The sequence below is a fragment of the Erwinia persicina genome (assembly GCF_014838825.1).
Classification (GTDB): Bacteria; Pseudomonadota; Gammaproteobacteria; order Enterobacterales; family Enterobacteriaceae; genus Erwinia; species Erwinia persicina_A.
The window spans coordinates 446371-467451 of record NZ_JACYMO010000003.1; the positions used below are offsets into that span (position 1 = coordinate 446371).

Consider the following 21081-nt stretch of genomic DNA (forward strand, 5'->3'; position numbering starts at 1 on the left):
ATGTTTTCAGCCACACCTCTTCCCAGTCATTCGATGTTATCTGCAGGGAAAGGTGATCAAATTTATCAACAGGTTAGGTGACAATGCGCATTTTGCTGAGTAACGATGACGGTATCCACGCGCCAGGCATTCAGACGCTGGCGAAAGCGCTACGTGAATTTGCCGAAGTGCAGGTGGTTGCTCCGGACCGCAATCGTAGCGGGGCATCGAACTCTCTGACGCTGGAAACACCCCTGCGAACCTTTAACTATCCCAATGGTGATATAGCGGTCGAGATGGGTACGCCAACCGACTGCGTCTATCTGGGCGTCAATACCCTGATGCGGCCTAAGCCGGATATTGTCGTTTCAGGAATTAATGCCGGCCCTAATCTGGGGGATGATGTGATTTACTCTGGTACGGTGGCCGCTGCTATGGAAGGGCGGCATCTGGGACTACCGGCGTTGGCGGTCTCTCTCAACGGGCATCTGCACTACGACACGGCCGCTGCCGTCACCTGCTCAATCCTGAAAGCCTTGCTGCGCGAGCCACTGCGTACCGGACGCATCCTTAATATCAATGTTCCGGATCTGCCTCTTGACCAGATAAAGGGGATCCGTGTTACCCGCTGTGGCAGCCGTCATCCCAGCGATCAGGCCATCCCACAGCAGGATCCGCGCGGTAATACGATGTACTGGATCGGCCCACCGGGTGAAAAGCTGGATGCCGGCCCGGATACCGATTTCGCCGCTATTGATGAAGGCTATGTGTCCGTTACCGCTTTGCATGTTGACCTGACTGCTCACCCCGCGCAGGAGGTCGTCTCTTCCTGGTTAGACAGCGTTGAGGTCAACCGCGAATGGTGAGTGGGCGCATAGAGACGTTGCTGGCACAGCTGCGCCAGCAGGGTATTGACGACGAGCGATTGCTGAAGGCCATTGAAGAGGTGCCGCGTGAGCGCTTTGTTGATGAGGCTTTTGAGCATAAAGCCTGGGAAAATATGGCGCTGCCGATAGGTTCCGGGCAGACGATTTCTCAGCCTTATATGGTCGCAAAAATGACGTCGCTGCTGGCGCTCACGCCTTCGTCACGCGTGCTGGAAATTGGCACCGGATCCGGCTATCAGACCGCCATTCTGGCGCACCTTGTCGGGCACGTCTGTTCGGTAGAGCGGATCAAAGGCTTACAGTGGCAAGCCAAGCGTCGCCTGAAGCAGCTTGACCTGCATAATGTCTCGACCCGGCACGGCGATGGCTGGCTGGGCTGGCCGTCACGGGGGCCGTTTGACGCGATCATCGTCACCGCGGCACCGCCAGAAATCCCGCAGGCGCTGATGTCACAGCTTGATGAGGGCGGTGTGATGGTGCTGCCCGTCGGGGAAGAGCAGCAGGTCCTGCAGCGCATTCGCCGCATCGGTGATGAGTTCATTATCGACACGGTTGAGCCCGTCCGTTTTGTCCCACTGGTTCAGGGGGATCTCGCCTGATCGCCATAACCAGGATATTTCTATACAACTGTTTCGTGGCACCCTGCCTGTGATATTGCTAGTATCTGACTGAATTTGCGCATGCGGGCCCGGTTGCCGTCAGTCATGCTGCTGTTATGAAGTTTTTTTTCGTCAAAGTGTTGCCGTTATGGGGGATTAAATGAGCACGGGAAGCCCAGTATTTAAGTTACGCCGTCTTGCGGCCGTTTCATTAGTAGGATTTTGGCTGGCAGGCTGTTCCAGCAGCGATAATGCGCAGGCCCCCATCAGCTCCGTTGGCGGAAATGACTCCGGCATGATGAGCAGCAATGCTGGTAATTCCGGTAATGCAGGTATGGTCAGCAATGGCGGTGGCGGCAACAGCGGTTTAGTGCCTTCGGCGCGCCCCCCTGCTTCAGGCGGAGGGATGGTAGCTTCATCCTCAGCGGGCCAGAATCAAAATGTGGTCACTGAAAATGGTCGTATTGTGTACAACCGTAGTTATGGGAATATTCCGAAAGGTAGCTATGGCGGCGACACCTATACGGTTAAACGGGGTGATACACTCTTCTATATTGCCTGGATAACCGGTAACGATTTCCGCGATCTGGCCCAGCGCAATAATGTCGCGGCGCCTTATGGGCTCAACGTTGGCCAGCAATTACAGGTGGCTAATGGTTCCGGCACGCCGATTACCGGCGGTAATGCGGTGACGGCAGCGGATGCAAACGCAGGCGGAATGACGACGGCATCCTCTGGTTCACAAATGACTGCCGGAACGGTTGCACACCAACCGGTAATTACGTATTCTGAGGATTCAGGTACACCAAGTGAAGGCAAAATGCTGCCTTCGTCCGGGAAAACTGCTGCAACGACAACAGTTCCGGTTACCGCCCCGACCGTGAGTAGTACAACAGACAGCACCACGCCCGTGGGCAGCTGGCGTTGGCCGACAGACGGTAAAATTATCGATAACTTCTCTGCTTCCGAAGGCGGAAATAAAGGTATCGATATTGCGGGCTCGCGCGGTCAGTCCGTCATTTCCACCGCCTCCGGTCGTGTGGTCTATGCCGGTAACGCTCTGCGCGGTTACGGTAATTTGATTATCATCAAACATAATGATGACTACCTGAGTGCGTATGCCCACAACGATTCGATGCTGGTCCGTGAACAACAAGAAGTGAAAGCGGGTCAGAAGATTGCCACAATGGGTAGTACCGGCACGAGTTCGGTTAGATTGCACTTTGAAATTCGTTACAAGGGGAAATCCGTAAATCCGTTGCGTTACTTACCGCAACGTTAAGCCGGCAGAACCCTGGTGTTCTGCCCTGAGATCACGGGTAGGAGCCGCTTATGAGCCAGAATACGCTGAAAGTTAATGATTTAAATGAAGACGCGGAATTCGACGAAAACGGAGCTGAGGTTTTTGATGAGAAAGCACTTGTCGGAAATGAACCTGGTGATAACGACTTAGCTGAAGAAGAGCTGTTATCACAGGGCGCAACCCAGCGCGTACTGGATGCGACGCAGCTCTACTTAGGGGAGATTGGTTACTCTCCATTGCTTACGGCCGAGGAAGAAGTTTTCTTTGCTCGTCGTGCACTCCGTGGGGACGTGCCTTCGCGTCGCCGCATGATCGAAAGTAACCTGCGTCTGGTCGTGAAGATTGCCCGTCGTTACAGCAATCGTGGTCTGGCACTGCTTGACCTGATTGAAGAAGGTAACCTGGGCCTGATCCGCGCCGTCGAGAAGTTTGACCCTGAAAGAGGGTTCCGCTTCTCAACGTATGCCACATGGTGGATTCGTCAGACGATTGAACGGGCGATAATGAATCAAACCCGAACGATTCGCCTGCCGATTCATATCGTGAAAGAACTGAATGTTTATCTGCGTACCGCGCGTGAACTTTCCCACAAGCTTGACCATGAGCCGAGTGCGGAAGAGATCGCCGAACAGTTAGATAAGCCTGTTGATGATGTCAGCCGGATGCTGCGCCTCAACGAACGCATTACTTCGGTTGATACGCCTCTGGGCGGTGATTCCGAGAAAGCGCTGCTGGACATCCTGGCCGATGATAAAGATAACGGCCCGGAAGATACCACGCAGGACGATGATATGAAGCAAAGCATCGTTAAATGGTTGTTCGAACTGAACGCCAAGCAGCGCGAAGTGTTGGCACGTCGTTTCGGACTGTTAGGTTATGAAGCGGCCACATTGGAAGATGTGGGTCGCGAAATCGGTCTGACCCGTGAGCGTGTTCGCCAGATTCAGGTTGAAGGATTGCGCCGCCTGCGTGAGATTTTGCAGGCTCAGGGATTGAATATTGAAGCGCTGTTCCGCGAATAATTTACGCGGATCCTGTTGTGCGGTACAGCGTACAACGGCCTGATAAACAGTAATGCCTGAGACGGTGACTTCGGTCACCGTTTTTTTTTGGCTGCTGATAACCTCAGACTTCACCACACTGCAGTGCCCACACTGCGGCTTCAACCCTGGACTTCATCTGCAGCTTTTTCAGCAGATGCTTCACATGTACCTTGACGGTGCTCTCACTAATACCTAAACGACGGGCGATCAGCTTGTTACTCATCCCCTGTGCAATCAGCCTGAGTACGTCCCGCTCCCGCGTCGTGAACTCGGGGTTACCGGTCTGTCGCGGAGAGCGCTGCTGCCGGAGGCTGGCCGCCAGCACGGGTGGGAGGGTGTCACTCAGCACCAGCTCACCGGCGGCGGCCCGGTGCAGGCATTCCAGTAGCGCCTCTGGCTCCATATCTTTCAGCAGGTAACCATCGGCTCCCCGCTTCAGCGCATTAATCACATCGTCTTCATAGTCTGAAACGCTGAACACGACAATATGGCCACAGGCATCGATGGCCCGCAGCTGTTCCAGCGTTTCCAGCCCGTTCATGCCGGGCATATTCAGATCGAGCAGGATCAGATCCACTTCATGCTGTTCTGCCAGCCTGACGCCGTCCACGCCATTGCTGGCCTCAGCGACCACCTTCAGCCGCGCGTCAAGACCGATAAGCTGTTTCAGACCGTTACGGATCATCGGATGGTCGTCGATCAATAAAACACTGGCCGGTTTCGTTGAAAGTACCTGCGTAAGCTGTGTTGTCATCCTCTTTTCCTGCTGATGGTGGGGGGGCGTTCCGTCTCTCAAGGTGAAGTTTTAACCTGCGGATTGTCACTGATTCAGAACATCATGCCCATACCTATTTTGTGGTAATACCGAATAGCCAGCCTGTACCTGCCGCATTATCCCTGGCAAAAAAAAGTTACCCAAGAATATGAATTATATGGCTTATTTTACTCATTTTCGCTGACTCTTAGGAAGTATCCTCATTCTGTGGCCGGCTTATCACCTGCCATCGGGTTGATACACGTCAAGTCAGACCGCGCAGGAGGTGTTCAGGATAGGCTGGTTATTACACAGCTATTGAGAAAATTATGTCGAAAATTAACGCATCTTCAGGGAAAGAAAATAGTGCGGTAATCCAGGACTGGCAGCCTGAAAATACCGTGTTCTGGCAACAAACGGGCAAACGGATTGCCAGTCGCAATCTGTGGATATCCGTTTTCTGTCTGTTGCTGGCCTTCTGCGTCTGGATGCTGTTCAGCGCCGTCGCCGTCAATCTTAATAAGGTGGGGTTCAACTTTTCCACCGACCAGCTGTTCCTGCTGACGGCACTCCCGTCGGTTTCCGGGGCCATCCTGCGCGTTCCTTACTCCTTTGTGGTGCCGGTGTTTGGCGGGCGTCGCTGGACGGCGTTTAGCACGGCCCTGATGCTGGTACCCTGCATCTGGCTGGGGTTTGCCGTGCAGAACCCAGCCACACCTTTCGCCGTCTTTGTGATTATTTCACTTCTGTGCGGTTTTGCCGGGGCTAACTTTGCCTCCAGCATGGGTAATATCAGCTTCTTCTTCCCAAAAGCCCGTCAGGGTGGCGCGCTGGGTATCAATGGCGGCTTAGGCAACCTTGGCGTCAGCGTGATGCAGCTGTTTGCCCCCCTCGCCATTTCAGTGGCGATGTTCAGCTGGTTTACCGGCCCCTCTGCCCATGCAGAAAACGGGCTGTGGCTGGAGAATGCAGCCTGGATGTGGGTGCCGTTGCTGGTGATTGCCACACTGGCTGCCTGGTTCGGTATGAACGATCTGGCCGCCGCGAAAAGCTCATTACGACAGCAGCTGCCGGTGCTGAAGCGCGGACATCTCTGGATCCTCTCGCTGCTCTATCTCGCCACGTTCGGCTCCTTTATCGGCTTTTCCGCCGGTTTTGCCATGCTGTCTAAAACGCAGTTCCCCGATGTGGTCATCATGCATTACGCCTTCTTCGGGCCGTTTATTGGCGCGCTGGCGCGTTCGGCGGGTGGCATGCTGTCCGATCGCCTCGGGGGTGTGCGCGTCTCCCTGTTCACCTTCGTGCTGATGGCGGTCTTCACTGCGCTGCTATTCCTGACGCTACCGGGAGAGGGCCAGTCGGGGTCATTTATCGCTTTCTATGGCGTATTTATGGTGCTGTTCTTTGCCGCTGGCTTGGGCAGTGGATCGACCTTCCAGATGATCGCCGTCATCTTCCGCAAAATCACGGTAGACCGGGTTAAAGCCGCAGGCGGAAGCGATGAAGCCGCGCAGCGCGAGGCCGTCACCGATACCAGCGCAGCGCTGGGCTTTATCTCCGCTATTGGTGCACTGGGAGGCTTCTTTATTCCGCAGACCTTCGGCATGTCCCTGTCACTGAGTGGTTCACCCGCCGGGGCAATGAAAGTCTTCCTGCTGTTTTATGTGATTTGCATCGCGATTACCTGGCTGGTTTACGGCCGAAAAAAAATGAAATAAGTGCGCGAACCCTTTTAGTTTTTTTGGAGCATGTCGAATGAGCAAGTTTCTTGATCGGTTACGTTATTTCAAACAACTCGCCGAACCCTTTTCTGGCCAGCACGGGCAGACGCTGAATACCAACCGTGACTGGGAGGATGGTTATCGCAGCCGCTGGCAGCATGACAAAATTGTGCGTTCCACCCACGGTGTAAACTGCACGGGATCCTGTAGCTGGAAGATTTACGTTAAAAATGGTCTGGTGACCTGGGAAACCCAGCAGACGGACTATCCGCGTACTCGTCCGGATTTACCTAACCATGAGCCGCGCGGCTGCCCGCGCGGTGCTAGCTACTCATGGTATTTATACAGCGCGAACCGCCTGAAATATCCTCTGGTGCGTAAGCGTTTAATCAGCCTGTGGCGTGCCGCAAAAGCGCAACACAGTGACCCCGTGCTGGCGTGGCAGTCGATAGTCGAAAACCCCGATCAGGCAAAAAGCTACAAAGAAGCGCGCGGGCGCGGTGGTTTCGTGCGCTCTGACTGGCAGGAAGTGAATGAACTGATCGCCTCAGCCAATATCTATACGGCGAAGGCATTCGGGCCTGACCGCATTATTGGATTTTCACCGATCCCGGCGATGTCGATGGTCTCCTATGCAGCGGGTTCCCGTTATCTTTCGCTGATTGGGGGAACCTGTCTGAGTTTCTATGACTGGTACTGTGACCTGCCGCCTGCTTCACCGATGACCTGGGGCGAGCAGACCGACGTACCGGAATCCGCTGACTGGTATAACTCTGCCTATATCATCGCCTGGGGCAGTAACGTTCCTCAGACCCGAACCCCGGATGCGCACTTCTTCACTGAAGTCCGTTACAAAGGGACGAAAACCGTGGCGGTGACCCCGGACTATGCTGAAATCGCCAAGCTGTGCGATCAGTGGCTGAGCCCGAAGCAGGGGACCGACAGCGCACTGGCACTGGCCTTCGGGCATGTGATCCTGACGGAGTTCCACCAGCAACGTGAGGTGGAATATTTCCGCAACTATGTGCGCCAGTACACCGATATGCCAATGCTGGTTCTGCTGGAACAGCGTGAGGGCGGGTACTATGCCGCCGGCAGGATGCTGCGCGCCAGCGACCTGGTGGACGGTTTAGGTCAGGAAAATAATCCGCAGTGGAAGACCATCGCCATTAATCAGCAGAATGGCGAGCTGGTTGCGCCGCAGGGCTCCATTGGCTACCGCTGGGGTGAAAAAGGCAAATGGAACCTCGAGCAACGTGAAGGGAAAAACCAGCAGGAAGTGGAGTTACAACTCAGCCTGCTGGGTCAGCATGACGATATCGCCGACGTCGGATTCCCTTACTTTGGCGCGATAGATAACCCTAACTTCAAGAGCGTACAGCTGGACGAGATCCTGCTGCACAAACTGCCGGTCAAACGCCTGCAGCTGGCGGATGGTTCTGTTGCTCTGGTCACCAGCGTGTACGACCTGACGCTGGCTAACTACGGGATTGAACGCGGGCTGGATGACGCGAACTGTGCGGCCAGCTTCGATGAAGTGAAAGCCTACTCTCCGGCCTGGGCTGAACAGATCACCGGGGTACCGCGGCAGAACATCGTGCGGATTGCGCGCGAGTTTGCGGAGACGGCAGAAAAAACGCGTGGTCGTTCGATGATCATCGTCGGTGCCGGTCTCAACCACTGGTACCACATGGATATGAACTACCGTGGTCTGATCAATATGCTGGTGTTCTGCGGCTGCGTCGGCCAAAGCGGCGGCGGCTGGGCACACTATGTCGGTCAGGAAAAATTACGTCCGCAAACGGGCTGGTTACCGCTGGCGTTTGGCCTTGACTGGCAGCGTCCGCCACGCCAGATGAACGGCACCTCTTTCTTCTATAACCACTCCAGTCAGTGGCGCTATGAGACGCTGCGCACCGATGAGCTGCTGTCACCGCTGGCCGATAAGTCACGCTACGGCGGCAGCCTGATCGACTTTAACGTGCGCTCAGAGAGAATGGGCTGGCTGCCTTCTGCACCCCAGCTGAATACCAACCCGCTGCACCTTGCCGCCCAGGCAGAGGCGGCTGGCAAGACACCCCTGGCCTTTACCGTGGACGGCCTGAAAGATGGCAGCCTGCGTTTTGCCGCAGAACAGCCTGACAGCAAGGAAAACTTCCCACGTAACCTGTTTGTCTGGCGCTCCAACCTGCTCGGCTCCTCCGGTAAGGGCCACGAGTATCTGCTGAAGTATCTGCTGGGGACAGAAAGCGGCGTGCAGGGCGGCGATCTGGGTCAGCAGGGTGGGGTCAAACCCCAGGAAGTGGAGTGGCAGGATAACCCGGGAGAAGGGAAACTCGATCTGGTCGTCACCCTCGATTTCCGCATGTCCAGTACCTGTCTCTATTCGGATATCGTTCTGCCGACGGCGACCTGGTATGAAAAAGACGACATGAATACCTCGGATATGCATCCATTTATTCATCCACTGTCGGCGGCGGTTGACCCGGCCTGGGAATCGCGTAGCGACTGGGAAATTTATAAAGGGATTGCCAAAACGTTCTCTGAGCTCTGCGTGGGTCATTTAGGTAAAGAGACGGACGTGGTATTGCAGCCGATCCAGCACGACTCTGCCGCTGAACTGGGACAGCCGTTCGACGTCCAGGACTGGCACCGGGGTGAGTGCGACCTGATCCCGGGGAAAACGGCACCGCACATTATGACGGTGGAGCGTGACTATCCGGCCACCTGGGAGCGCTTTACCTCGCTGGGGCCGCTGCTGGACACCCTGGGCAACGGTGGGAAAGGGATCGGCTGGAACACCCAGACTGAAATCGACTTCCTGAAAAAACTGAACTACGTCAAAACTGAGGGGCCGGCGGCCGGTCGCCCAAATATCAACAGTGCGATTGATGCCGCTGAGGTGATCCTGTCGCTGGCACCGGAGACCAATGGTCAGGTCGCGGTGAAAGCCTGGCAGGCGCTGGGGCAGTTTACCGGGCGCGATCACACCCATCTGGCGCTGAATAAAGAGGATGAAAAGATCCGCTTCCGCGATATTCAGGCGCAGCCGCGTAAAATTATCTCCAGCCCGACCTGGTCCGGCCTGGAAGATGAGCACGTCTCCTACAACGCCGGTTACACCAACGTGCATGAGCTGATCCCGTGGCGTACCCTCAGCGGCCGTCAGCAGTTGTATCAGGATCATCAGTGGATGCGTGATTTCGGTGAAAGCCTGCTGGTGTACCGTCCGCCTATTGATACCCGCACGGTACAGCCGCTGCTCAATAAAAAGCCGAACGGCAATCCTGAGATGGCGCTGAACTTCCTCACGCCGCATCAGAAGTGGGGGATCCACTCAACCTATAGCGACAACCTGTTAATGCTGACGCTGTCACGCGGTGGGCCGATTGTCTGGCTGAGTGAAGAGGATGCCCGGGTGCTGGGCATTGAAGATAACGACTGGATCGAGGCGTTTAACGCCAACGGTGCGCTAACCGCCCGTGCGGTTGTCAGCCAGCGCGTACCGGCAGGGATGACCATGATGTACCACGCGCAGGAGCGCATTGTGAATATCCCGGGTTCAGAAATCACCAGCCAGCGTGGCGGGATCCACAACTCGGTGACCCGTGTGTGTCCTAAACCGACGCATATGATTGGCGGCTATGCGCAACTGGCTTACAGCTTCAACTATTACGGTACGGTCGGTTCCAACCGGGATGAGTTCGTTGTGGTGAGAAAAATGAATAACATTAACTGGTTAGATGGCGAAGGCAACGACGATTGCCAGGGAAGCCAGCAGGAGAAAGGCCAATGAAAATTCGCTCTCAGGTCGGAATGGTTCTGAATCTCGACAAATGTATCGGCTGCCACACCTGCTCGGTAACCTGTAAAAACGTCTGGACCAGCCGTGAAGGTATGGAGTACGCCTGGTTTAACAACGTGGAAAGTAAACCCGGTGTAGGCTTCCCTAACGCGTGGGAAGACCAGGAAAAGTGGAAGGGCGGGTGGATCCGTAAGATCAACGGCAGGCTGGTGCCTCGCATGGGTAACCGCGTCGGCGTCCTGTCTAAAATTTTCGCCAACCCCGATGTGCCCGGGCTGGACGACTATTATGAACCGTTCGACTTTGACTATCAGCATCTGCATAACGCGCCTGCCGGTAAGCATCAGCCGATTGCCCGTCCGCGATCGCTGATCACCGGGCAGCGAATGAAGAAGATCGAAAATGGCCCGAACTGGGAGGAGATCCTCGGCGGCGAATTTTCAAAGCGTTCTGAGGATAAAAACTTCGACCATATGCAGAAGGAGATGTACGGACAGTTCGAAAACACCTTCATGATGTATCTGCCGCGCCTTTGTGAACACTGCCTGAACCCGACCTGCGTGGCGACCTGCCCGAGTGGGGCGATCTACAAGCGTGCAGAAGATGGCATCGTGCTGATCGACCAGGACAAGTGCCGCGGCTGGCGGATGTGTATTACCGGCTGCCCGTACAAAAAAATCTACTTCAACTGGAAAAGCGGCAAGTCAGAAAAATGTATTTTCTGCTATCCGCGCATTGAAGCTGGCCAGCCTACCGTCTGCTCAGAGACCTGCGTCGGGCGTATCCGCTACCTCGGCGTGCTGCTGTATGACGCCGACCGTATTGAACAGGCGGCGGCGGTGGAAAATGAAAAAGATCTCTACCAGAGCCAGCTGGATGTCTTCCTTGACCCGCACGATCCACAAGTGATTGCGCAGGCGCTGAAGGATGGCGTACCGCAGAGCGTGATTGATGCTGCGCAGCAGTCCCCTGTCTATAAAATGGCCATGGACTGGAAGCTGGCGCTGCCGCTGCACCCTGAATATCGTACGCTGCCGATGGTGTGGTATGTACCGCCGCTGTCTCCGATCCAGTCAGTATCGGATGCCGGTATGCTTGCCCACAGCGGCGTGCTGCCGGATGTGGAGAGCCTGCGCATCCCGGTGCAATACCTGGCCAACCTGCTGACGGCCGGGGATACCGCCCCGGTACTGCAGGCGCTCAATCGCCTGATGGCCATGCGTCATTATAAGCGCGCTGAAACCGTGGACGGCGTTCATGACGTACGTGCGCTGGAGCAGGTCGGGCTGACGGAAGCACAGGCACAGGAGATGTATCGCTATCTGGCGATTGCTAACTACGAGGATCGCTTCGTGATCCCGAGCAGCCACCGTGAAATGGCGCGTGAAGCATTCCCGGAAAGCAAAGGCTGCGGCTTCAGTTTTGGCGATGGCTGCCACGGCAGTGACGGCAAATTCAACCTGTTCAACAGCCGACGCATAGATGCCATCGACGTTTCGAAGAAAACGGTGCCGGACGCGGAGAAAAACTCATGATCGCGTTGCGTATCATTGCCCGGTTGCTGGACTACCCGCAGCAGGATTTCGTTGACCATCAGCAAGAGATCCTGGATGCCCTGGCGCAGGCAAATGAACTGGATGCACACCAGCACCAGTTCCTCGCGCAGTTTATTCAGCAGGCCGCTGCCCGTCCTTTGCTGGACAGGCAGGCGGAATACAGCGAGCTGTTCGATCGCGGCCGGGCGACATCCCTGCTGCTTTTTGAACATGTGCACGGCGAGTCGCGCGATCGCGGTCAGGCGATGGTAGATCTGCTGGCACAGTATCGTGCCGATGGTCTTGAACTGAACGCTAAAGAGCTGCCTGATTTTTTACCTCTTTATCTGGAGTACCTGGCGCAGGGCGACCAGTCCCGCATCCGGCGTGGGTTACAGGATATTGCACCGATTCTGGCGCTGCTGGCAGCCCGTCTGTCACAGCGGCAGAGCGACTATGCGCCACTTTTCCCGCTGCTGCTGGCGCTGTCCGGCAGCAGTGCCGACCCACAGTCGCTTCAGACGCAGGTGGCTCAGGAAGCGCGCGATGATACCCCCGCCGCCCTGGATGCTGTCTGGGAGGAAGAGCAGGTGGCCTTTATCGCGCAGATGAACCCAGGCGGTGGCGGATGTGAATCCGCACAGAAATCGCATCCGGCTGCGGCAGTGATGCCGCAGTACCTTGATATTTCAGCAGTAACTATGGCGGCGAAAGGAGAGTAAATCATGGAGTTTTTGAATCGTTTCTTCTTTGATATTTACCCCTATCTGGCCGGGACGGTATTTCTGGTCGGGAGCTGGCTGCGTTATGACTACGGGCAGTACAGCTGGCGGGCAGGTTCAAGTCAGATGTTAAGTAAAAAAGGGATGCGCCTGGCGTCGAACCTGTTCCATATCGGCATCATCGGCATTCTGCTGGGGCATTTCGTCGGCCTGCTCACGCCGCACTGGGTGTATGAGCCTTTCCTGTCGGCTGGCGAAAAGCAGCTGCTGGCGATGGGAGCCGGTGGGGTGTTTGGTGCGATGACGCTGATTGGCGGTGCCCTGCTGCTGAAACGTCGTCTGACCAATGAACGGGTGCGGGCGACCAGCAGTTTTGCCGATATTCTGATCCTGACGCTGCTGGTGCTGCAGGCGGCCCTGGGGCTGACGACTATTCTGTTCTCAGCGCAGCATCTGGATGGCAGTGAAATGCTCAAGCTGGCCGGATGGGCGCAGAGTATTGTGACGTTCCAGGGCGGAGCTTCGGCACATCTTGACGGTGTGGCGGTAATCTTCCGTCTGCATATGGTGCTGGGAATGACGCTGTTCCTGCTGTTCCCGTTCTGCCGCCTGGTACATATCTGGAGCGCACCGGTCGAATACCTGACCCGTCGCTATCAGCTGGTACGTAACCGCCGTTAATCTGCAAAGCGGGGGCGAACCGGAACAGCCGGTCCTCCCTCATGGCAAGGACCGATCGTATGACGATCGGTCCTCTGTTTATACCAGTGATTTCAACCGGTAAATCCATTCCAGCGCCTGACGCGGGGACAGGGAGTCCGGATCCAGCGCCTCCAGGGCTTCCATTGCCGGGGAGGTTTCCTCCACCAGCAGCGGCAGCTGCGAACCATCCGCTTTCGTGGCCGCCGCGCTGCCCGACAACGCTTCCAGCTCCTTCAGCTTCTGACGCGCCCGTTTAATCACCTCTTTTGGCACGCCAGCCAGCGCCGCCACGGCCAGGCCATAGCTTTTACTCGCCGCCCCGTCCTGCACGCTGTGCATAAAGGCGATGGTATCGCCATGCTCGACCGCATCCAGATGCACGTTCGCCACCCCTTCAATCTGTTCAGGCAGCGTGGTCAGCTCGAAATAATGGGTGGCGAACAGCGTCATCGCCTTGATACGGCTGGCCAGGCTTTCGGCACAGGCCCAGGCCAGCGACAGGCCATCATAGGTTGACGTACCCCGGCCAATCTCATCCATCAGCACCAGGCTGAACTCGGTGGCGTTATGCAGAATGTTAGCGGTTTCGGTCATCTCAACCATAAAGGTTGAGCGCCCGGAGGCCAGATCGTCGGCCGCGCCAACGCGGGTAAAGATGCGGTCAATGGGGCCAATTACCGCCTGGGTCGCCGGGACGAAACTGCCAATATAGGCCATCAGAGTGATCAGCGCTGCCTGACGCATATAGGTACTTTTACCACCCATATTCGGGCCAGTGACAATCAGCATCCGGCGCTGCGGCGACAGAGACAGAGGATTGGCGATAAAAGGTTCTTTCAGCACCTGCTCGACCACCGGATGGCGTCCACCGGTTAGTTTAATTCCTGGTTTATCGCTTAACGTCGGGCAGCTGTAGTTCAGCGTCCAGGCGCGTTCGGCCAGATTGCTTAATACGTCCAGCTCGGCCAGCGCCGCCGCACTCTCCTGCAGGGCTGCCAGATGCGGTAGCAGCATGTCGAACAGCTGCTCGTATAAGGCTTTTTCCAGCGACAGGGCCTTACCTTTCGAGGTCAGCACCTTATCTTCGTACTCTTTCAGTTCGGGGATAATATAGCGTTCGGCATTTTTCAGCGTCTGGCGGCGCACATAATGGATCGGCACCAGATGGCTCTGTCCACGGCTGACCTGGATGTAATAGCCATGTACGCCGTTAAAGCCGACCTTCAGGGTATCCAGACCCAGCTTTTCGCGTTCGCGGACTTCCAGACGATCGAGATAATCAGTGGCCCCGTCAGCCAGCGCCCGCCACTCGTCCAGCTCGGCGTTATACCCGGGGGCGATGACGCCGCCGTCACGCACCAGCACCGGCGGCGTTTCAATAATGGCACGTTCAAGAAGCTCACGCAGTTCGGTGAATTCGCCCATCTGTCCGCGCAGGGTTTGCAGATGCGCGGTCTGATTACCTTCCAGCTCACCGTTCAGTAGCGGTAGCTGCTGGAAAGCGTGGCGCATGCGCGCCAGATCGCGCGGGCGGGCCGTACGCAGTGCCAGACGAGCAAGGATACGCTCGAGGTCGCCCACCTGACGCAGCAGCGGCGTCAGTGACTCGTGACAATCCTGCAAGGCGCTGATGCTTTCCTGGCGGCGGGCGATCACTTGTACATCACGAACCGGCATATGCAGCCAGCGTTTCAGCATCCTGCTGCCCATCGGCGTCACGGTTTTATCCAGCACCGAGGCCAGCGTGTTTTCAATACCCCCGGAGAGATTCTGGGTGATCTCCAGATTACGGCGGGTGGCCGCATCCATGATAATGCCATCCTGCTGGCGCTCCATGGTCAGCGCCCGGATATGGGGCAGCGAAGTCCGCTGGGTATCCTTGACGTACTGCAGCAGGCAGCCTGCCGCACGCAGGGCATGATGAGCCTGCTCGACGCCAAAACCGCTGAGGTCACGGGTGGCGAACTGCAGATTGAGCTGCTGGCGGGCGGTGTCCAGCTCATATTCCCACAGCGGACGGCGGCGCAGGCCGCGACGATTTTCAATCAGCGCCATGGCGGCGAAGTCTTCCGGGTAGAGCAGTTCAGCCGGATTAGTCCGCTGCAGTTCGGCGGCCATGGTTTCCAGGTCCGTCGGTTCTGCCAGGCGAAAACGCCCGGAGCTGATATCCAGCGTCGCATAACCAAAGCCGCGCGGGCTCTGCCAGATGGCTGCCAGCAAATTGTCCTGACGTTCATTCAGCAGCGCTTCATCGCTGATGGTGCCGGGGGTGACGATGCGGACAACTTTACGTTCGACCGGACCTTTGCTTAACGCCGGGTCGCCAATCTGCTCGCAGATCGCCACCGACTCGCCCAGCTGGACCAGCTTTGCCAGGTAGTTTTCCAGCGAATGATAGGGCACGCCCGCCATGGGGATCGGCTCTCCTGCCGAGGCCCCACGCTTCGTCAGGGAGATTTCCAGCAGCTGAGAGGCGCGTTTCGCATCGTCGTAAAACAGCTCATAGAAGTCGCCCATGCGGTAGAACAGCAGGATCTCAGGATGGTCAGCCTTTAGACGTAGATACTGCTGCATCATTGGAGTGTGGGAGGATAAATTTTCGGTGTTGTTCATAGGGTTGATACTCCAATCCATTGAAAGTCCTTGCCACTTCAAGCTGTCGGGACGATGAAGCAAACGGGCAAGGATAAAGCTGACATGGGTGAAAACCGGGTCTTACTCGTGATAACGGCATGACAGGTATCAGGACATTTCTCTGCGGCTATATTATCCCAGTGAGTAAGGCGCTGTCACAGGTAAAAGTGGGAGAAATGCTGCAAAATGCACAGGTTGCGGCGAGGATAGGGTTACAAAAAATTAAAAATAATCAGTAGTACATAAAAAAAGATAACGTAAGGTTCGCCATAATCTATAAAAACGAACCGTTAATGAAGCGTTCTCTATGTTAACGAAGACCCAACGGTCAGACCAGACTGGTGATGAAGGTTATACTCTGATTGAAAACAATAGCTCGAAAATCTATTTGCGGCAGATTAAAAAAATCCCGATATGGGGAAATATGAGAATAAAAGAGATGTAAAAAAGGAATGTTTTATTAGTAACCCTTACTATACATCCCACGAAAAAATTCCATTACCACAATAAGAAGTCAGGGATGAGCCAGGGAAATCTATTCAGGGAGGAGTCTGTTAAGCATCAGCAGGATAAATGGGCAGGGAAAGCAATGCTGCTATCTTCAATACCGGGGAGATGGGTGGCTGGGCTGTCGTTTTTATTTATTTTGACCCTGATACTTTTTTTACTGCTCAGTAGTTATACCCGATGTATTCAGGTGAGTGGTGAGGTAACTACACTACCTCGTGCAATGAATGTTTTTTCAACTCAGCAAGGAATCATTTCAAAGCAATTTGTGGGGGCAGGGCAATCGGTAAAAAAAGGGCAACCTCTGTACAAGATTGATTTAGGTAAGGTGACTGATTCCGGGAAGGTCAGCATACTTGGTAGCAAAAAAGCATAGAAAGACAGTCCAACACTGTTACCGTTCGCTGCAATTTTGTTAGCGCAAACCTGAATTATCTTCGTTCTTAATGTTGGTCTCATTATGATCCCTTCGCAAGTGACAATATCATTACTTCTACAGCCATCGAATTACCTGTCACAGGCTTTCTCAAGCTTCAGGACGGTATCGACAACTCTACGGGCCGACGGCAATCGTTCCACGTCATCAGCTTGCCAATTGGTAACGTCAAGATTACCCGGCCCACCCTGTTTATACCTGGTCACGTGATCTCCCCTATCGGTGCCCGCTACAATCCGCGATTCTGGCCTTTTTACAGATTCAGGTTATTTAATGATGAATGAAGTCTTTCATCATTCTATGTCTGCCGCCAGCGTTAGATGTTCTTCTGGGCATCTGTCGCGGCAGCCGCGGTAGCTGTACACCGTGCGTCTCTGCATTATCCGCCAGCATCTCCTGCGCACGCCGATACGGTGCGCCGCAAGCCGTTACTCCAGCGCCTTCTACAGGTAAGCAATGAAGACGCTGCGCAAACTTCCTGCGCGATCACCCGTATAAACGCGTTCCCGCAGTGTGAGGCGGGTAACGATCGTGACGGGGCTGTGTGTACTGCACGGCCGTATCCATTGCAAACTATAATTTAATCTTTATGTCATTTTTAAAACTGCTCAACAGGAAGGGCGAGGTAGCCTGCTCTCTTATTTTTCTTAATCCTCTTTAATTATAGTTTTCAGAGAATTTCATAAAAATAACAAATATCATGAATTACTCATTAATGATTTTTAAAAATCATTTGTTGTATCATAAAAAATGAGATCAATTACGGCATGTTGTTATGTACAACTTAATACATATCCTCCACATTACTTCCTGAGGGACAAGGAAGTATCATTTTTTTGCTGACTTTATTCTTTGAATCAGTGTTTTACTATTTTCATGGAGGAGTGGCTTACAGATATGCATAATCACTATATCATTAATGGAATTATCGAATTCCACCCGGCGACCAGCACGCTGCGGGATCTGGAGGACCCTGAACATTTGGTCGTTTTGAACTCGCCTGCCGGTCGGTGTCTGTTGTTGTTAATAAATCGCATAGTCACGATTGTGACGCAACACGAGTTAATGGACATCGTCTGGGCGAAAAGCGGAATGCAGGTATCTCCAAATACTTACTATCAAAATATTTCTATTATAAGAAAGGGACTTAAAAAATTTAATCTGAAGGAAGATCCGGTTGTCACGATACCACGTATCAGTTTGACCCTCGCCAGCAGCCCCCGGATCCACAAGATGACCGCTGAACAACAGCGGGAAGACGCTTATAACGAGACGCAGAGCATGAGTAACGCCGGACTGACATCGGAGCCCGGCGAGCGGCAGTCTCCTGAGGGTGAAAGCGAAGGAGATGGCGTTGAAGGCCGCTTACCCGCTGAGGTCAGAGTCCGGGTAGCATCCCGCCCACTTTACACCAGACAGCTGGCGCTGTGCGGTGCGGGTGTTCTGGTAGGCGTGGCTTTTCTCTCTGGCATTGTGTTGGGGACCAGGCCGCATAATGAGGTGCCATTTTTCGCCCACTATCGTTTTTTGACCACCGTGGATGGTTGCCTCATTTTTGTCACAGATAAAAGCTCCACGGCGGTGGCCAGCATGGAGGTTGAATTCCTGGGTGAACAGATGAAAGCCCGCTGCCACAGCTATCCCTGGGTGTTACCCAGGGTGTCGGTGATACGGTGTAACAAACCCATTAATGAAGTGAGCACCTGTATCTCAGACTATTTTATCAAGGGGGGACAAGATGCATAAAAAAAAGTACGCAATAGCTGTGAGCATTATCTTCGGGCTGCTGTTGATGGCATGGATAGTCTGGAAATTTATTCATCAGTGGTATCATAAAGACTTTACGTGCTCGGCCAGTATCTTCCAGCATTACAATCAAGAGAGGCTGGATGTCTCATTAAGCTATGTTTTTCGTGGAGACGAAGGGGTGGTGAGCATGAACGGTCGCTCCGTTCAGTACCCTGATAAGGTCTTCAATCGTGAGGTGTCTTTTCGTTTTAATCGGCGAGGCGATCTCTATTCGCTGGTATCCTGGGAAAATATTAAGCTGCCGGGTGACAATGTCAACGATGGTGAACTCAGCCGCTATGAGCCGGATTTTTTTATATATCCTAATAAAAAGATATTAATGAGGATAGTCAGGCAGCCGAATGGGAACTATCTCTTTATGATAAATTCCATTCCGGCATATATTTGTAACGATGATTTTTCTGTATCGGGAGAGTAGCAATTAAAAGAGGTGCAGATGATTCTGCACCCAATTTTAACGGTTTTTTTGGGCAGATATTATGAGTCGGATTGCAGGCCTGGTTACGAGGTACCGAGCAGAGCAATAAATTCATCCTTTGGTATTTCAGTGACACCGGTTCGGTTGATATTAATAATCCGGTCGGCGCTTAAAATGGTTTCAGGTCGGTGTGCGATGATAATGCGGGTAATGTTCATATGCTTGATCGCATTATTAATGGCGCTCTCACGGGCCACGTCGAGATGGCTGGTAGCTTCATCGAGGATCAGAATGCGCGGATCACGGTAGAGAGCACGTGCCAGGATGACGCGCTGTGCCTGCCCACCGGACAGCGATGATCCCATATCGCCGACCATGCTGTTATACCCCATTGGCATGGCGATGATATCCCCGTGTATTTGCGCGATCTGCGCAGCCCGCTCAACCTTCTCTCTGTCGAGACTGGCATCGAAAAAGCTGATGTTATCCATAATTGATCCGGCAAAAAGCATATCGCTTTGCATTACGCTGCCAATCAGATCGCGGTACTGAGTCATGCCGAGCTGGGTGTGATCTACGCCGTTGACATAAATGGTACCGGCAACGGGTTTAAGCAGCCCCAGTAGTAATTTTGCCAGCGTGGTTTTGCCCTGTCCCGACGGGCCGACAATCGCCACGGATTCACCCGCTTTAATGGCAAGATTGAAGTCGGTAAAAATGTCGGCATCGGTGCTGGAGTAGCGGAAAGAGAGTGCAGAGATGTCGATGCTCATTGACCCCTCCTTCTCAGGCAGAGCCACGTTGCTTGTCATATTCTGCTCTTTTTCCGTGAGCACGATATCGGAAAGACGTTCGCCATGTAAACGCAGCATGCGGAAATCGATCAGCGCATTGATGAGGCCGCCGGAACGCGAGATAAACTGGTCAGCAAAGGAAATAAACGCCACCAGCATGCCGCTGGTGAAGTTGCCGTCGAGCACCTGCAGGGCCGCCAGCCATATCAGCACAATTTTTCCTATGCCAGAAATACTGTCCTGCAGCGTACTGAATCCAATAGAGAGTTTTTGCGTGGTGATCCCTTTATTGGTCGCTTCGACGGTTTCATTGGTATAGGTCGATACACGCAGGTCCTGTTTATTGTTGAGCTTTATTGCCTGCATACCACGAATGGATTCCAGCAGCTGCGACTGTACGACTGCCGAAGCCATCAGTTGATCCTCATTGGCGCGGCGGAACGGCTCAAAGGACACCCAGCGTAGCAGGGCATACAGCAGGAACAGGCCGATGACCACAAAGGTCAGGTTAGCGTTATAGGTAAAAATGACCGCCAGGGTGATCAGCGCCATAACGCCATCAAAGATGGAGGAGATAAAGCGGCCCGTCAGCGTGCTTTGGATAGTCGAGATCGAGCCAAAGCGTGACAGGATGTCACCCACGTGACGTTCTTCGAAGTAGTTCAGCGGCAGGCCAAGCAGGTGAGCACAGAGGTTACTCGACCACTGCACACTTAACAGACTGGAAAACCAGGTGGTTACCCAACTTCGCAGTGCGGAGATCAGGTTCTGGAAGACGGTAATGCAGATAAAGGCCACGCCCAGCAGCGTCAGTAAATCGCGGTCCGCTGACACCAGCACCTGGTCGATGACCCACTGCATATAGAACGGCGTAATGATGCCGAAAAACTCCAGAGCCAGTGACAGCACGACCACCTGCATAAAAGCGGAACCAATCCCGGATACGTTACGGATAAGGTTCAGCATTGAGATGTTTTTTTTCTCGTTTTTCTTCTCAAACGTTGCCGCAGGGAAGACCTCCAGCGCCACGCCGGTAAAGGACGCTGAGACTTCGTCCATTGGCACATTTCGCACGCCGCGAGCGGGGTCGTGAATAATAATTTTGTTTTTTGCGATACCTTTCAGCACCACAAAATGGTTCATATCCCAGTGCAGCACACAGGGCATCGACAGCTTATGTAACTCGTTCAGGTCCAGGCGAAGCGCGCGGCAGCCCATCCCCAGGTTTTGCGCAATGGACATCACATCGGATAGCGTGCTGCCCTTCAGGGAGGTCGGGAAACGCTGGCGCAGCGACACCATGTCGATCTGGTGACCGTAATAGCCAGCAATCATACCGATACAGGTCAGGCCGCACTCAGCGGCCTGGGTCTGACGTAATACCGGTAACTTATGGCGAAATGACAAATTGAGCTTGTGAAATAAATCCATGA

The 21081-nt window shown here is 54.3% G+C and carries 15 protein-coding genes; 12 read left to right on the plus strand and 3 right to left on the minus strand.

Features of this window, described 5'->3' with window-relative positions:
• Positions 1-83: 83 nt before the first annotated feature.
• The 4 genes from surE (at position 84) to rpoS (ending at position 3790) form a co-directional block, all read left to right on the plus strand.
• Complete coding sequence (gene surE / locus IFU29_RS11195) at positions 84-845, plus strand: 5'/3'-nucleotidase SurE (RefSeq protein ID WP_191933992.1); 762 nt, start codon at positions 84-86, stop codon at positions 843-845.
• A complete protein-coding gene (locus tag IFU29_RS11200) occupies positions 839-1465 on the plus strand; it encodes a protein-L-isoaspartate(D-aspartate) O-methyltransferase (protein WP_191933993.1) in 627 nt (208 codons plus the stop codon). The genes surE and IFU29_RS11200 overlap by 7 nt, the downstream gene beginning before the upstream one ends.
• A 160-nt stretch (positions 1466-1625) precedes the next feature.
• Positions 1626-2747, plus strand: coding sequence for a murein hydrolase activator NlpD (gene nlpD, locus IFU29_RS11205; protein ID WP_191933994.1), 1122 nt, complete (start codon positions 1626-1628; stop codon positions 2745-2747).
• A 50-nt stretch (positions 2748-2797) separates the two neighbouring features.
• Positions 2798-3790: an RNA polymerase sigma factor RpoS gene (gene rpoS / locus IFU29_RS11210; protein WP_118663349.1), complete on the plus strand. Its 993-nt coding sequence runs from the start codon at positions 2798-2800 to the stop codon at positions 3788-3790.
• 103 nt (positions 3791-3893) lie between these two features.
• Here the strand turns inward: rpoS and narL are convergent, their stop codons facing one another.
• Complete coding sequence (gene narL / locus IFU29_RS11215; RefSeq protein WP_191933995.1) at positions 3894-4565, minus strand: two-component system response regulator NarL; 672 nt, start codon at positions 4563-4565, stop codon at positions 3894-3896.
• 329 nt (positions 4566-4894) lie between these two features.
• Between narL and IFU29_RS11220 the strand changes: the two genes are divergently transcribed.
• The 5 genes from IFU29_RS11220 to narI are packed head-to-tail and all read left to right on the plus strand — an operon-like array spanning position 4895 to position 13029.
• Positions 4895-6283, plus strand: coding sequence for a NarK family nitrate/nitrite MFS transporter (locus tag IFU29_RS11220; protein ID WP_191933996.1), 1389 nt, complete (start codon positions 4895-4897; stop codon positions 6281-6283).
• Between the two features lie 37 nt (positions 6284-6320).
• Positions 6321-10082 carry a nitrate reductase subunit alpha gene (locus IFU29_RS11225; protein ID WP_191933997.1) on the plus strand — a complete coding sequence of 1254 codons (3762 nt, stop codon included), beginning with the start codon at positions 6321-6323 and terminating at the stop codon, positions 10080-10082.
• Positions 10079-11626 carry a nitrate reductase subunit beta gene (gene narH, locus IFU29_RS11230; RefSeq protein WP_191933998.1) on the plus strand — a complete coding sequence of 516 codons (1548 nt, stop codon included), beginning with the start codon at positions 10079-10081 and terminating at the stop codon, positions 11624-11626. The genes IFU29_RS11225 and narH overlap by 4 nt, the downstream gene beginning before the upstream one ends.
• Entirely contained in the window at positions 11623-12348 is a 726-nt protein-coding gene (gene narJ, locus IFU29_RS11235; protein ID WP_191933999.1) for a nitrate reductase molybdenum cofactor assembly chaperone, read from the plus strand. Before narH ends, narJ begins: the two co-directional genes overlap by 4 nt.
• 3 nt (positions 12349-12351) lie before the next feature.
• Positions 12352-13029, plus strand: a complete 678-nt coding sequence (narI, locus tag IFU29_RS11240) for a respiratory nitrate reductase subunit gamma (RefSeq protein WP_191934000.1) — start codon at positions 12352-12354, stop codon at positions 13027-13029.
• A 78-nt stretch (positions 13030-13107) separates the two neighbouring features.
• Here the strand turns inward: narI and mutS are convergent, their stop codons facing one another.
• Complete coding sequence (gene mutS / locus IFU29_RS11245) at positions 13108-15684, minus strand: DNA mismatch repair protein MutS (protein WP_423244836.1); 2577 nt, start codon at positions 15682-15684, stop codon at positions 13108-13110.
• 520 nt (positions 15685-16204) lie between these two features.
• On the opposite strand from mutS, the gene IFU29_RS11250 reads away from it, so the two are divergent.
• The 3 genes from IFU29_RS11250 (at position 16205) to IFU29_RS11260 (ending at position 18854) form a co-directional block, all read left to right on the plus strand.
• Positions 16205-16567, plus strand: coding sequence for a hypothetical protein (locus IFU29_RS11250; RefSeq protein ID WP_191934001.1), 363 nt, complete (start codon positions 16205-16207; stop codon positions 16565-16567).
• Positions 16568-17524: 957 nt separating this feature from the next.
• Positions 17525-18373, plus strand: coding sequence for a winged helix-turn-helix domain-containing protein (locus IFU29_RS11255; protein WP_191934002.1), 849 nt, complete (start codon positions 17525-17527; stop codon positions 18371-18373).
• Complete coding sequence (locus IFU29_RS11260; protein ID WP_191934003.1) at positions 18366-18854, plus strand: hypothetical protein; 489 nt, start codon at positions 18366-18368, stop codon at positions 18852-18854. Before IFU29_RS11255 ends, IFU29_RS11260 begins: the two co-directional genes overlap by 8 nt.
• An 83-nt stretch (positions 18855-18937) precedes the next feature.
• On the opposite strand, the gene IFU29_RS11265 is transcribed toward IFU29_RS11260, so the two are convergent.
• Positions 18938-21079 carry a peptidase domain-containing ABC transporter gene (locus IFU29_RS11265; RefSeq protein ID WP_191934004.1) on the minus strand — a complete coding sequence of 714 codons (2142 nt, stop codon included), beginning with the start codon at positions 21077-21079 and terminating at the stop codon, positions 18938-18940.
• Positions 21080-21081 lie beyond the last annotated feature (2 nt).